At 75.6% G+C, this 13,326-nt stretch carries 9 protein-coding genes and 1 pseudogene; 7 read left to right on the top strand and 3 right to left on the bottom strand.

The genetic code is table 11. The features are described from left to right. Positions 1 to 228: 228 nt before the first annotated feature. Positions 229 to 2,442 carry an HAD-IC family P-type ATPase gene (locus tag ACMA1D_RS20595; protein ID WP_414725479.1) on the bottom strand — a complete coding sequence of 738 codons (2,214 nt, stop codon included), beginning with the start codon at positions 2,440 to 2,442 and terminating at the stop codon, positions 229 to 231. A gap of 107 nt (positions 2,443 to 2,549) precedes the next feature. Between ACMA1D_RS20595 and ACMA1D_RS20590 the strand changes: the two genes are divergently transcribed. Beyond that, complete coding sequence (locus ACMA1D_RS20590) at positions 2,550 to 2,909, top strand: metalloregulator ArsR/SmtB family transcription factor (RefSeq protein ID WP_349993731.1); 360 nt, start codon at positions 2,550 to 2,552, stop codon at positions 2,907 to 2,909. A gap of 63 nt (positions 2,910 to 2,972) precedes the next feature. Here ACMA1D_RS20590 and ACMA1D_RS20585 read toward each other — a convergent pair whose 3' ends face one another. Both ACMA1D_RS20585 and ACMA1D_RS20580 read right to left on the bottom strand, forming a co-directional pair. Then, positions 2,973 to 4,451 (bottom strand): lipase maturation factor family protein, encoded by a 1,479-nt coding sequence (locus ACMA1D_RS20585; RefSeq protein WP_414725478.1) that lies wholly within the window; start codon positions 4,449 to 4,451, stop codon positions 2,973 to 2,975. Positions 4,452 to 4,569: 118 nt separating this feature from the next. Next, entirely contained in the window at positions 4,570 to 6,144 is a 1,575-nt protein-coding gene (locus tag ACMA1D_RS20580; protein WP_414725477.1) for an alpha/beta hydrolase, read from the bottom strand. Between the two features lie 164 nt (positions 6,145 to 6,308). On the opposite strand from ACMA1D_RS20580, the gene ACMA1D_RS20575 reads away from it, so the two are divergent. The 6 genes and pseudogenes from ACMA1D_RS20575 to ACMA1D_RS20550 all read left to right on the top strand — a co-directional run bounded on the left by ACMA1D_RS20575 (position 6,309) and on the right by ACMA1D_RS20550 (position 13,192). Further along, complete coding sequence (locus ACMA1D_RS20575; protein WP_414725476.1) at positions 6,309 to 7,565, top strand: ATP-grasp domain-containing protein; 1,257 nt, start codon at positions 6,309 to 6,311, stop codon at positions 7,563 to 7,565. Then, the gene (locus tag ACMA1D_RS20570; protein WP_414725475.1) at positions 7,562 to 8,383 is read left to right on the top strand and encodes a Rossmann-like domain-containing protein; all 822 of its coding nucleotides are present in this window, start codon (positions 7,562 to 7,564) and stop codon (positions 8,381 to 8,383) included. The genes ACMA1D_RS20575 and ACMA1D_RS20570 overlap by 4 nt, the downstream gene beginning before the upstream one ends. Continuing rightward, on the top strand, positions 8,377 to 9,477 hold the full coding sequence (locus ACMA1D_RS20565) for a PLP-dependent cysteine synthase family protein (RefSeq protein WP_414725474.1): 1,101 nt from the start codon (positions 8,377 to 8,379) through the stop codon (positions 9,475 to 9,477). Before ACMA1D_RS20570 ends, ACMA1D_RS20565 begins: the two co-directional genes overlap by 7 nt. Next, positions 9,474 to 10,592 (top strand): enolase C-terminal domain-like protein, encoded by a 1,119-nt coding sequence (locus ACMA1D_RS20560; RefSeq protein WP_414725473.1) that lies wholly within the window; start codon positions 9,474 to 9,476, stop codon positions 10,590 to 10,592. Before ACMA1D_RS20565 ends, ACMA1D_RS20560 begins: the two co-directional genes overlap by 4 nt. 171 nt (positions 10,593 to 10,763) lie before the next feature. Further along, positions 10,764 to 11,999: pseudogene (locus ACMA1D_RS20555) on the top strand (MFS transporter); the annotation flags it as partial. Between the two features lie 230 nt (positions 12,000 to 12,229). Continuing rightward, positions 12,230 to 13,192 (top strand): class I SAM-dependent DNA methyltransferase, encoded by a 963-nt coding sequence (locus ACMA1D_RS20550; protein ID WP_414725472.1) that lies wholly within the window; start codon positions 12,230 to 12,232, stop codon positions 13,190 to 13,192. Positions 13,193 to 13,326: the final 134 nt, after the last annotated feature.

Here is a 13,326-nt window from a genome sequence, read left to right as displayed (position 1 = left end):
ACGCCCACTGCTCCGCGGCCTCACGCCTCGCGCCCCACGCTCTGCGCCCCGCATCCTGTGCGGCGCATCCCGCGCCATGCGCCGCACACTCCACGCCCGGTGCCCCGCCCTCCGCGCCCGCGGGTGGCCGCTCGCCGCCGCGGCCACCTCGTACGCCACCACCGACCCGCGGACGGCCGCACCCCCGCAATGACCGCAGCCGGCCGCCCCGCCCCACCCCATCAACCCTCAGCCCTCTCGGCCCGTCATGCCCCGCCCCCACTGCGCCTCGCGCAACAGCCGCAGCCCGTTCAGGCCGACCAGCACGGTCGAACCCTCGTGGCCGGCGACGCCGAGCGGCAGCGGGAGGTGGCCGGCCAGGTCCCAGATCACCAGCGCCCCGATGCACACGGCGGCGATCACCAGGTTCTGCCGCACCACCCGGCGGGCCCGCCGCGACAGTGCCACCACGGCCGGGACCGTGCCGAGTTCGTCGCGTACGACCACCGCGTCGGCCGTCTCCAGGGCCAGATCGGAGCCGGCGCGGCCCATGGCCAGGCCGCTGTGCGCGGCGGCCAGCGCCGGTGCATCGTTGACTCCGTCGCCGACCACGAGCACCCGGTGCCCGGCCTCCTGCCAACCGCGGACCGCCGCGACCTTGTCCTGGGGCAGCAGGTCGGCGCGTACGTCGGTGATGCCGGTGTCGGCGGCGAGCCGGTGCGCGGCGCGCTCGTTGTCGCCGGTGAGCAGGGCCGGCTCGGCGCCGGTGAGGTGGCGCAGCGCGGCGACCGCATCGCCCGCGCCCGCGCGCGTACGGTCCTCGACGGCCAGCACCGCGACCGGGCGGTCGGCCACCGTGAGGACGACGGCGGTACGGCCCGCCTCCTGCTCGGCCGCCACCATCCGGTGCGCCTCCGCCACCTGCCGCGCCTCCGCCGCCCCGGGTGGGTCCGCGCTCACGGGGGACACGCCCGCCGGTGGCACAGCCGCCGTGGGTGTACCCACCGGCGGTACGCCCCCCTGCGACACGCCCGAGGGCGCCGGGCCCGAGGGCGCCCGGCCGTCGGCTGCCTCGCCGAGCGTCGCGGCCGGGCTGCCGACCCGTACCCGCTGACCCGCGACCTGGGCGCGCACCCCGCTGCCGGGGGCGGAGTCGAAGTCGTGCGCGGGCTCCAGGGCCAGGCCGCGGGCCCGTGCCGCCGCTACCACGGCCCGGGCCAGCGGATGTTCGCTGGGCTGCTCGGCGGCTGCGGCCAGGGCCAGGGCGGCGTCCGCCGGGGAGACGCCGGCCGGGCCCGTCGGAGCCGCCTCCGCCTCCGCGCCCGCCGCGCCTGTCGCGCCCGCCGCCGCCCGCGCGGGCCGTCCCGGCACCGGCCCGACGACGTGCACCGCGGCCAGCCGCGGCGCCCCCTCGGTGAGCGTGCCGGTCTTGTCCAGGGCCACCCGGTCGACCTCGCCGATGCGCTCCATCACCACGGCCGATTTCACCAGCACGCCGTGCCGCCCGGCGTTGGCGATCGCCGACAACAGCGGCGGCATGGTGGCCAGCACCACCGCACACGGCGAGGCCACGATCATGAACGTCATGGCCCGCAGCAACGTCTCGGTGAACGGCGCGCCGAGCGCCAGCGGCACGGCGAACAGCGCCAGCGTGGCCACGACCACGCCGACCGAATAGCGCTGCTCCACCTTCTCGATGAACAACTGGGTCGGCGCCTTGGTCTCGCTGGCCTCCTCCACCAGCGCCACGATCCGGGCGATGACCGAGTCGCCGGCGTCGCGCTCCACCCGCACCCGCAGGGCGCCGGTGCCGTTGAGCGTGCCGGCGAAGACGGGGTCGCCTGGCCGCTTGGGCGCCGGCAGCGGCTCGCCGGTGATGGTCGCCTGGTCCACGTCGCTGGCGCCATCGGTGACCGCGCCGTCGGCGGGCAGCCGCTCGCCCGGTCGCACCAGCACCACGTCACCCACCGTCAGCTCCGCGACGTCCACCCGGTGCTCGGTGCCGTCCGGGGCCAGCCGACGGGCGGTGGCCGGGGCCAGGTCGAGGAGGCCGCGCACCGAGTCGGCCGTCCGCCGGGTCGCCAGCGCCTCCAGCGCCCCCGAGGTGGCGAAGATGACGATCAGCAGCCCGCCGTCCAGGAACTGGCCGATGCCCGCCGCGCCGAGCGCCGCCACCACCATCAGCAGGTCCACGTCGAGCGTCCGCTCGCGCAGTGCCACGAGGCCCGCCAAGGCCGGCTCCCAGCCACCTGCCGCGTAACACACCGCGTACAGCGGCCCCCACGCCCAGCCGGGCGCGCCGGCCAGGTCCAGCGGGAGCGCCAGGACGAAGGCGAGGGTGGCCAGCGCCGCCCAGCGCACCTCCGGCAGCGCGGCCACCGGGGTGCGGCGCGGCGGCGGGGCGCCGGCGGCGGCGTCGGGGGATGAAGGGGCGTGGGGCTCGTCGACGAGCTGGGTGGCCATGGCGGCGTACCTCTTCGCGGGCGATGGCGGGTGGATGCACTCACCATAGCCGAATACATGAAGAGGTCTTCAGATGTTTGCCGAAACTCGTGGTTACGATGACCCGCATGGGACACGGAACAGGCGGCGCCAAGGGCGAAACCACCCCGGTGGAACTCCTCGACGCGGACTCCGCCGCCACGATCGCCGCCACGCTCCAAGCCCTGGCGACGCCGTCGCGGTTGATGATCCTCACCCGGCTGCGCCAGGGCCCGTGCCCGGTGACCGAACTGGCCGAGGCCGTCGGCATGGAGCAGTCGGCCGTCTCCCACCAACTGCGCCTGCTCCGCGCCCTCGGCCTGGTCACCGGCTCCCGCAAGGGCCGGCGGATCGTCTACAGCCTCTACGACCACCATGTGGCCCAACTGCTCGACGAGGCCGTCTACCACATCGAGCACCTCCGCCTCGGCGCCCGCGACCTGCCCTGACGCCGCGCTGGCGGGGGCCGCGGGGGTCGGATCCGCGGGACGGGGTGTCGGCCCGCCGGCCGGTCACCGCTCGTGATGGGGCGGGGCAAGGCCGGCCCGGCGGGCCGTGGCCTCCAGCGACTGGGCGGTGACCGGCGGCAGGAAGGCGCCGATCGGGGTGCGGTGCCACCAGGCGCCGGTGGTGCGCAGCTCGTCCCAGGTGGTGAAGCGGTACGCGTAGAGCCTGGCCCGCACCTGGGCCGGTGGCGCGTCGGGGAACGGGTTGCCGCGCAGCAGCCGTAGCGTCGCCCGGTCGCCGGCGAGCAGTTTGCCCACCAGCGGGGCGAACCACGGCCTGGCGAACGAGGGTGACAGTGCGGCGAACCACATCAGCCAGTCCAGCCGCCGGTGGTAGGGCGCGCACGCCCGCGGCAGACGGCGCGGATCGCCCGGCTTGCCCTTGAACTCGTACGCCCGCCACTGTGGGTCGGCCGTGCCGGGCGGGGCGTCGGTGCCCTCGATGACGACCTCGCGCCGGTGTCGGCTGACGCTGCCGAAGGCGCCGTACGCGCCGGCGATGTGCAGCGGGTTGAAGGAGGCGTTCATCCGCTGCTGCCTGGCGAACAGGTTGCGCACCGGCCAGTAGCTGAGCACCGCCACCAGTGCCGTGACCGCCAGCACCAGCACCGTGAACCACACCGGTGGCGTGCCGCGGTCAGGTGGCGCGCCGGCGCCGGACAGGTCGCCGATCAGGTCGCCGTCCACGGCGGTCACGGCCAGCGTGATGGTGAGCCAGTTGAGCCAGGCGAAGTTGCCCGAGAGCACCAGCCAGAGCTGGGTGCCGATGATGACGAGGGCGGCAACGGAGGCCACCGGCTGCGGGGTGAACAGGGCGAGCGGCACCAGGAGTTGGGCCACGTGGTTGGCCGCGGTCTCCACCCGGTGCAGCGGCGCCGGCAGATGGTGGAAGAACCAGCTCAGCGGGCCCGGCATGGGCTGGGTCTCGTGGTGGTAGTCCAGGCACGTCAGCTCGCGCCAGCAGCGGTCGCCGCGCATCTTGATCAGACCGGCGCCGAACTCGACCCGGAACAGCAGCCACCGCACCAGCCAGAGCACCAGGACCGGCGGGGCGACGCGGGAGTTGCCCAGGAAGACGGCGAGGAATCCCGCTTCGAGCAGCAGCGACTCCCAACCGAACCCGTACCAGGTCTGGCCGACGTTCACGATCGACAGGTACAGCACCCACAGCGCGGCCCACAGCGCCATCCCGGCCGCGAGCGGCACCGCGTCCGCACCGCCGGCCAGGACGAGCGCCGCGAGCGCGGCCCCGCCCCAGGCGAGGGCCGCGTACGCCCGGTCGCTGTAGTGGAAGTGGAAGAGGCTGGGCGCCGCACGGAAGGGCACCCGGGCCACGAACTGCGGCACCGGGGTCAGCCCGTGCGTGCCGAGCAGCGCCCGGAACTGGAGGGCCGCGGTCAGGAACGCCGTCAGGTACAGGGCGGCCAGCGCGCGTTGGAAGACCAGCCGGCTCCACCAGTAGCCATCGGCCGTGAACCACTCCATGCCTCTCACTCCTCGCCTTCGCCCCACGGGGGAGCGCGCCATCCCTACCACCCGGCAGGTGGCGGGCGCCGCTTCCCGTCCGGCCGCGTGTCGCGCGCGGGGCTGCGGGCCGGGGCGGCTAGCGCCCCTCGTGCGCCGGCAGGCCCGCGCCGTGGCAGGTCAGGTCGGTTGCGGGGAGGGTGCCGGCGAGCAGGTACCCGGTCACCGCCCGGTCCACGCACGGGTTGCCCCGGCTGGCGAAGACCCCGTGCGCGTAGTCGTTCCGCAGGGTGACCAGGCGCGCCCCCGGCAGGGTGGAAGCCAGGGCGCGGGCGCCGGCCAGTGGAGTGATCGGATCGTGCTCGCTGGCCACCAGCAGCGGCGGCGTGGCGAGCCGGCCGCCGAGCGGGGTGCGGTGGCGGGGCCGGTGGTGCCAGAAGGCGCAGGCGCTGGCCTCCAGACCGACCAGTACGGGATCTCGGTCGCGGCGCCGCAGGTCGCGCAGGTCGGCGATGACCTGCCGGGGGCTCGGGCCGGGGCCGTCCGCGCACTTGACGACCCGATTGGCCGCCTCGTAGTTGCGTGAGGCCGGGCCGTCGAACGGGGCCGCGGGCCGCAGCCCGGCGACGGAGCCGGTCCGCAGGTAGTCGCGCAGGCCGTCGCCGAGCGGGGCCCAGCGTTCGGTGCGGGCCAGGGCCCGGTAGACCGCGCGGTCGAACTCGGCCGGGCCGAAACCGTCCACCGGGGCCGACGCGAGAGCGGCGCGCGCCCGCCGGTAGGCCGCGTCCACCTGTCCGGAGGTCTCCCCGAGGCGGTACCTGTCGGCGTCGCCCGCCCACCACCGGAAGAGTCGCCGGCGCTGGTCGATGAGGTCCGTGGCCTGGCGTACGTCGAAGTCGTGCCAGTCCCAGGGGCCGACCACGCTGTCCAGGACCAGGCGGCCGGTGCGGTGCGGGAAGAGCGCCGCGTAGGCGGCCCCCAGGTAACTGCCGTAGGAGACGCCGAGGAAGTGGGTACGCCGCTCGCCGATGGCGGCCCGGATGGCGTCCATGTCCCGCGCCGTCGCCGCCGTGGACAGCGCGTCCAGTGCCTCGCCCGCACCCGCTGCGCAGTCTGTGGCCAACTGGCGCAGCGCGCCGAGGTGACGGCGCTCGGCCGCTGCGCCGCGGGGTATCGGGTCGGCGCCCGGGAGGTCGAACAGGCCGCCCATCGCACCGCAGTGGACGGGCGCGCTGTGGCCGACGCCGCGCGGGTCGAAGCCGATCACGTCGTACGCGCGGCGCACCGGCTCAGGGAGCTTGGCCCGCTTGGTCACCGCGTACGAAAGGCCCGCGCCCCCGGGCCCGCCCGGATTGACCAGCAGTGCGCCGCGCCGCTCGGCCGCGGTGCCCGAGGCCCGGACGCGGGAGACGGCGACGGCGATGGTGGGCCCGGCCGGGCGGTCCCAGTGCAGCGGCACCCGCACCGTGCCGCACTCGACCCGTTCGCCCTGCGGCGGGGCGGGCACGTCGGCCGGGCACGGGCCGAAGGCCAGCGGCGGGTGGGCGGCGGTCGCGGGGTGCGCGGCGGGCTGCGCGCTGGCCGGGGTCAGCGTGAGCACGCTGGCCAGCGCCGCGCCGGTCGCGGTGGCGCGTCGGCGTCGGCGCGCCCTGGCGCCGCGGCGGTCGTGGATGGTCCGCGCGGGGGCGGGAGCGGTCGTGGGGGTGCGGGGCACGGTGGGCTCGCAATCGGGAGGGCGATCGCCGGAAGGGCGGCCAGCTAGATGACAATGAAAATGATTATCGATAACGTGTCGTTCCAGTCAACGGGCCCGGCCGCCCCAAGGCCCCCCTTCGGCGTGCCCCGGTCACCCCAAATGCCCTGTCAATGAGGAGAGTTGTGGGTCATCTTCTGATGGTCGAAAGCTGGGTCGGAGCCATGAGCCGACTGCTGCCACGCGCCCTGCGCGAGAGCGGGCACGAGTTCACCTTCCTCACCCGTGACCTGCACCACTACCTACGCACCGCGGCCGAGGGCACGCGCCACCCCCTGCTCGGCGCGCGCAACGTCCTCACCTGCGACACCCACGACGTCGACGCGCTGGCGGCCCAGGTGACACGGCTCCAGCCGGCGCTGCGCTTCGACGGCGTCCTCACCTCGTGCGACTACTACTTGCCCACCGCCGCCCACCTCGCCGCCCACCTCGGACTGCCCGGCCCCGCGCCGGAGGCCGTACGGAGCGCCTGCCGCAAGGACCTCACCCGGCGCGCACTCCAAGAGGCCGGCGTGCCGGGCCCCCGCTTCGCCGTGTGCACCGACTGGCCCGCCACCGCAGCCGCCGCCCGCGAGATCGGCTATCCGCTGATCATCAAGCCCGTCGACCTGTGTGCCGGAATGTTCGTACGACGCGTGGACGACGAGGCCGAACTCGCCGCCGCCCACCGTGCGCTGGCCGACTTCCCCGTCAACGCCCGCGGCCAGCGCCGCGCGCCCCAGGTGCTCGTCGAAGAGCTCCTGACCGGGCCCGAGGTCAGCGTGGAGTCCGTCTCCTTCGACGGGCTCACCCACGTCGTCGGCATCACCGACAAGAGCGTGGCGGGTGCCCCCGCGTTCATCGAGACCGGCCACATGTTCCCGGCCGCGCTCGACCCCGCCACCGCCGAGGCCGCCGCCGACACCGCACGGCAGGCCATCGCCGCCCTCGGGCTCGACCGGGTCGTCGCGCACACCGAGATCAAGCTCACCCCGGACGGCCCCCGCATCGTGGAGGTCAACCCCAGGCCGGCGGGCAACCGCATCACCGAACTGGTCCGCCGCGTCACCGGCATCGACCTCGCCGCCGTCCTCGGTGACCTGGCCCTGGGCGCCACCCCGGACCTCACCCCTCAGGACACCGGCCTCGCCAGTGCCGCCGTCGGCTTCCTGGTCCCCGGTGCCAGCGGCGTGCTGGAGACGGTGCACGGCGCCGCCGAACTCGCCCGGCGCCCCGGCGTCCTTGAGGCCCAGTTCGCCGAGCCGGGCACCGCCGTCCAGGCGACCGCGAGCAACAACGGCTACCTCGGCCACGTCATGGCCGGCGACCCCACCGGCGGCGGCGCCCGCGCCCGCGTCGATGACCTGCTCGCGGGCGTACGGGCCGAGGTGGTGGCCCGATGAGCACCGCACTGCACACCGCCACCGGCTACCCCGACCTGCTCCGCCGGGTACGCGCCGGCGAACTCGGGCCCGACCCCGCCCACCAGCGGATCTCCGTCGCCTTCAGTACCAGCCAGGCCGTGCGCCACACGGGCCGCACCCACGGCTACCGCAACGAGGTGCTCAGCCTGCGGCTGGCCGGCGCCGTCGGCTGCTGCGCCGTCGAACCCGGGGCCCTGCGCGCCGGCACGCTCGACGAGTGCGTCGGCGCCGACGTCGCCACCCTGCTCGACCACCGGCTGCCGGCCGTCCGGGTGGCCGCGCTCGACGCCTACCTGCTGCACGCCTTCCCACCCCACCGCGACCCACGGGCCAGACCGCACCGGCTACCGGCCGGCACCTCGCTCGACAAGTCGCGCGCCCGCGCGCGTGCCGTCGCCGACCTGCTGCCCGCCACCGCACGGCAGGTGCTGGTCGTCGGCGTCGTCAACTCGCTCCTTGAGGCGCTGCGCGCCCGCGGCATCGGCTACCTGCCCTGCGACCTCAAGGGCGGCAGCACCGAATGGGGCGAACCCGTCCACACCGACGCCGCGGCCGTCCTGGACCGCTGCGACGCCCTCCTGGTCTCCGGCATGACGCTCGGCAACGGCAGCTTCGAGGCGCTGCGCCAACACGCCGCACACCACGGCAAGCCACTGGTGGTGTTCGCCCAGACCGGCAGCGCCATCGCGCCCAGACTCCTGGCCGCCGGCGTCAGCGCCGTGTGCGCCGAGCCGTACCCGTTCTTCTGGCTCGACGGCGGCGACAGCGTCATCTACCGGTACGGACAGCCGTGTTGACCGGCGCGGCCGGGCTTCTCGCCCCGACGGCCACGGCACCCGCCGCCCCCGCAAGGCCCGAACTCCTCGCGCTCATCGGCCGCACCCCGCTCGCCCGCATCACCGCCGCACTGCCAGGGCCGCACCCCGGGTTCTTCGCCAAACTCGAAGGGCTCGGCGTGGGCGGCATGAAGGCACGGGCCGCCGTCGCCATGCTGCTCGGCGCCCGCGAACGCGGCGAACTCGCCCCCGGAGCACCCGTCGTGGAATCCACCTCGGGCACCCTCGGCATCGGCCTCGCCTTCGCCGGCCAGGCCATCGGCCACCCGGTAGTGCTGGTCTGCGACGCCGAACTCGAACCCGCCATGCGGCGGTTGCTGCGCGCCCACGGCGCCCGGCTGGAGATCGTGGAGCGGCCTGCGCGCCGCGGTGGCTGGCAGGCAGCCCGCATCGCCAGGCTCCGCCAGGTACGGACCGCCCTGCCCGGCGCGTACTGGCCCGACCAGTACAACAACCCCGACAACCGCGCCGGCTACGCATCACTGGCCGCCGAACTCGCCGGCCAACTCGACCACCTCGACGTGCTGGTGTGCAGCGTCGGCACCGGCGGACACAGCGCCGGGATGATCGGACCGCTGCGCCGGCAGTGGCCGGCCCTGCGGCTGATCGGCGTGGACGCCACCGGCTCCACCATCTTCGGCCAGCCCGCCAGGCCACGCCTGATGCGCGGCCTGGGCAGCAGCATCCACCCGCGCAACGTCGTCTACCGGGCCTTCGACGAGGTGCACTGGGTCGGGCCGGCCGAGTCGGCCGACGCCTGCCGGCGGCTGGCCAGGTCCAACTTCGTCAGCGGCGGCTGGAGCACCGGGGCCGTCGCCCGGGTCGCCGCCTGGGCCGCCCGGGTACAGCCCGGCGCGGTGGTCGCCACCGTCTTCCCCGACGGCCCGCACCGCTACCTCACCAGCATCTACGACGACGCCTTCACCACGGCCCACGGCATCGACCCGGCCCGCGCCGCCACCCGCCCCGTCGAGATCCCGCACCCCACGGCCGTGGAAGCCACCGGCTGGGCGCGCTGCCGCACGGTCATCGACCCCCTGGAGACCGCCCCGTGAGGACCACCGTCCGCACCACCGTGCTGCACCTCGCCGAGCCGCTGCGCATCTCCCGCTCGGTCATGGCCGCCCGCGACGCGGTGTGGCTCACCATCGAACACGACGGTTGGTGCGGCCACGGCGAGGCCGTCGCCAGCACCTACTTCGGCCTGGACGCGCCCACCATCTGTCGCCTGCTGGCCGACGCCGCCCGCGACCTGGCCCGGCACGCCGACCCACAGAGCGCGCTCGACGCGCTGCGGGTGGGGGAGTTGCCCGCGGCCGACACCCCGCCGGCCGTGGTCGCCGCCGTCGAAGCGGCCCTGCTCGACCTCGTCGGCCAGCGCGCGGGCACCCCCGTGCACCGGCTGCTCGGCGCCCGGGCCGCACCGGTCGCGGGCACCGCCCGCACGCTCGGCATCAGCACCGCTGACCACGCCGCCGAGACCGCCCGCCGGCTGGCCGCGCGCGGCTTCCGCACGCTCAAGGTGAAGGTCGGCGGCGCCGACCCGGAGACGGGCCTGGCCCGGGTGCGCGCCATCGGAGCCGCGGCCCCCGGCGTGCGGCTGCTGCTCGACCCGAACGGGGCCTGGACTGCGGCCCAGGCGCGCGCCCTACTGCCGCGGTACGCCGCCATCGGCGTGGCCGCCGTCGAACAGCCCACCGCGCCCGGCGACCCGGACGCGCTGGCGGCGCTCGCCGCCGACTCGCCGGTGCCCGTCATCGCGGACGAGGACGCCGTCACGCACGAGGACGTGCGCCGGCTGGCCGGGCGGGTGCACGGCGTCAACGTCAAACTGGCCAAGTGCGGCGGCGTGTACGCGGCACTGCGCATCGCCGACCTCGTCGCGGGCAGCGGCACCGCCCTCATGCTCGGCTGTCTCACCGCGAGTTCGCTCGGCATCGCCCCGGCCGTGCACATCGCCGACCGGGCCCGCTGGGTGGACCTGGACGGCCACCTGCTGCTCGCCGACGACCCGTGGACGGGCATCGGCGGCACCGACGGCACGGTCCGCGCGCCGGACCGCCCGGGGCTCGGCGTACGCCCCGTACTTCCCGTACGCCCCGTGGGCCCGACGGCCGGTGCCCACGATGCCGACGGTGCCGACCGGGCGGTGCCCCGACCGGCGCCGTGACGGGCGCTGCGACGTGCCCTCTGGCCGGCCGTGCGGTGCCCTGCGGCCGGCGACGGTGCGGGCCCGCAAGCCACGCTCCCGCGCCCGACCCCCGCGTGCCCACGGCCGCGCCCGGCCCCCGCGGGCCAGCAGCCGGCCCACCCCACCCCCGACCGAGGAAGTGAGCAACCCGTGCACATATGGAGAGAGATACGCGGCTTCCCGCTCGCCAGCCGCCTCCTGTTGGTCAACCAGTTCGGTGTGAACACCGGCTTCTACCTACTCGTCCCCTACCTCGCCACGCACCTGAGCACCGACCTCGGCATGTCGGCCGCGGTGGTCGGCATCGTGCTCGGCGTGCGCAACCTCAGCCAGCAGGGGCTCTTCATCGTCGGCGGCTCGGCGGCCGACCGGCTCGGCGCCCGCGGCGTGATCATCGCCGGCTGCGCGCTGCGCACCGTGGGGTTCGCCCTCTTCGCGCTCGGCGACGGGCTGGCCGTGCTGCTGGCCGCGTCGGTGCTGAGCGGGGTGGCCGGGGCGCTGTTCAACCCCGCCGTACGCGCCTATCTGGCGCAGGAGGCGGGCGACCGCAAGGCCGAGGCGTTCGCCCTGTTCAACGTGTTCGCCACCACCGGGGCCCTGGTCGGGCCGGTGCTCGGCAGCGCCCTGTTGCTGATCGACTTCCGGGCGGCGGCCCTGACCGCCGCTGCCGTCTTCGCGCTGCTGACCGTCGCCCAGGCGCTCGTCCTGCCCGCCCGCGCGGTGCCACCGGCACCGGGCAGCGTGCTCGGCGACTGGCGCGAGGCGGTCGGCAACCGGGCCTTCCTCGCCTTCTCGCTCGCCATGGTCGGCATGTTCACGCTGGAGAACCAGCTCTACCTGCTGCTCCCCGCCGGGGCCCGCCGGGCCAGCGGCTGGGACGGCGCGGCCGGCCTGGTCTTCCTCGTCGGCACGGTCGCCAGCCTCGCCCTCCAACTGCGCATCACCGCCCGGCTCGGCCGGCGCGGCGCACGCGCCCGGTGGATCGGCTGCGGGGTGGCCCTGATGGGGCTGGCGTTACTGCCGCCGCTCGCGGTCAGCGGTGCGGCGCCACCGGACGGTCCGGCCGGTGCGGCGCTCGCCCTGCTGCCGCTGCTGGCCGGGGCGTTGCTGCTGGCACTGGGGACGATGGTGGCCCAGCCGTTTGTGATGGAGCTGATCCCGCGGTTCGGCCACGCCCGGCTGACCGGCACCTACTTCGGCGTCTTCTACGTGGTCTCCGGCATCGCGGCGGCACTGGGCAACGCGGCCGTCGGCTGGGCGATGGACGCGGGCGGTCGCCACGGCGCCCCCTGGCTGCCGTGGGCCTGCTGTGTGGGGATCGGCCTGGCATCGGCCGCGGCGGTGGGTTGGCTCTACCGGTCGGGTGCGCTGCCCGTGACCGGGGGCGCGCCGGAACGGCCGAGGCGGTCGGGACTGCCCGAACCGCCCGAACCACCCGAACCGCGGGAACTCCCGGAACGGCAGACGGTGGACTCGGCACCGGCCGGCCCCGTACCGCACCAGCCCGCCGACACCCTTCACGGCGAACGCGACGGCGAATTCCACGGTGGATCCGACGGCGAAACGTACGGCCGACGCCACGACGCCCGCCATGGTGATCCGAAGGGAGTTCGGCGATGATCGACCGCCCCACCGTCCCGGCACGTCGGCCCACCGCACCGTCCCCCGCCCAGCGGACCGGCCCCACCGCGCCCGCGGCGGGCCCCGCGGCCCCGTCCGCCGCGACGGCACCCCCACCGGCCACGGGCCCCGGAGCCGCCGCGACCGCGCCCACCACACCGCGCACCAGCGGCAACCTGCTCACCGACCACCCGGCCCTGTACGAGGCGCGCTTCCCCGATCCGGGGCGGCTCGCGGGGCGCTGGGCGGAGGCGACGCTGCGCGCGTACGGGGCCGGGCCGCGCGTGCTCGACCTCGGGTGTGGCACCGGTCGGGACGCGGCCCACCTCCAGGCGGCCGGGCGTCGGGTGGTGGCCGCCGACCTGTCGCCCGCGATGCTCCACTACGCGGAGCGGCACCACCCCGGGCCCCGCTACGTCACCGCTGACCTGCGTGGATTCGACCTCGGCCGGGGTGCGTTCGACGTCATCACCTGTCTGGACAGCGCCCTGTTGTACTGCCACACCGGTGCCGACCTCGATGGGTTGCTCACCTCCTGCCGGCGCGCGCTGGCCCCCGGCGGGCTGCTCCTGGCCGAACTGCGGAACGGGGCGTTCTTCCTGGGCAACACCGAACTCCTCGACACCCCGGTGCACACCCGGTTCGACTGGCAGGGCGTCAGCTACTCGGCCACCACCACGCTCAGGCTCGACCGGGTCGGGCAACTGCTGCGCAGGCGTCGGGTGTGGACCTTCGACGACGGCTCCGACCCCGTCGAACAGGACTCGGCCTGGCGGCTGCTCTTTCCACAGGAGTTGCGGCACCTGCTGGCCAGCCACGGCTTCCGGGTCCACGAACTCCACGACGGTCCAGGACCGCGGACCGAACCCGCCTGGAGTGAGGACGCGCCGCCGCCGCGCGGCACCGCGGACGGTGACCGGTTGCATCTGGTGGCCGAACGCACCGCATGTGAGCGGTAGTTGACGCCCCCCCCGGGACCACCGGCCCGGTTTCCGCCTCGGGCCCCGGCCCCGGTTCCGGGCGCCGCGCCCCCTTGGCCGTACGCCGTCGCCTCCCGGGCCCGGCCCCACCACTCGTACGCCGCGTACTCCCG

It is taken from the genome of Streptomyces sp. 796.1, from assembly GCF_047525675.1.
GTDB lineage: Bacteria > Actinomycetota > Actinomycetes > Streptomycetales > Streptomycetaceae > Streptomyces.
The sequence above is the reverse complement of the archived record's forward strand: the minus strand, read 5'-3'. Positions and strand labels throughout refer to the sequence as shown.

Bases quoted from the DNA above. Each gene is read 5' to 3' on its own strand.
- ACMA1D_RS20595 (WP_414725479.1), bottom strand. From the start codon at position 2,442: ATGGCCACCCAGCTCGTCGACGAGCCCCACGCCCCTTCATCCCCCGAC.
- ACMA1D_RS20590 (WP_349993731.1), top strand. From the start codon at position 2,550: ATGGGACACGGAACAGGCGGCGCCAAGGGCGAAACCACCCCGGTGGAA.
- ACMA1D_RS20585 (WP_414725478.1), bottom strand. From the start codon at position 4,451: ATGGAGTGGTTCACGGCCGATGGCTACTGGTGGAGCCGGCTGGTCTTC.
- ACMA1D_RS20570 (WP_414725475.1), top strand. From the start codon at position 7,562: ATGAGCACCGCACTGCACACCGCCACCGGCTACCCCGACCTGCTCCGC.
- ACMA1D_RS20550 (WP_414725472.1), top strand. From the start codon at position 12,230: ATGATCGACCGCCCCACCGTCCCGGCACGTCGGCCCACCGCACCGTCC.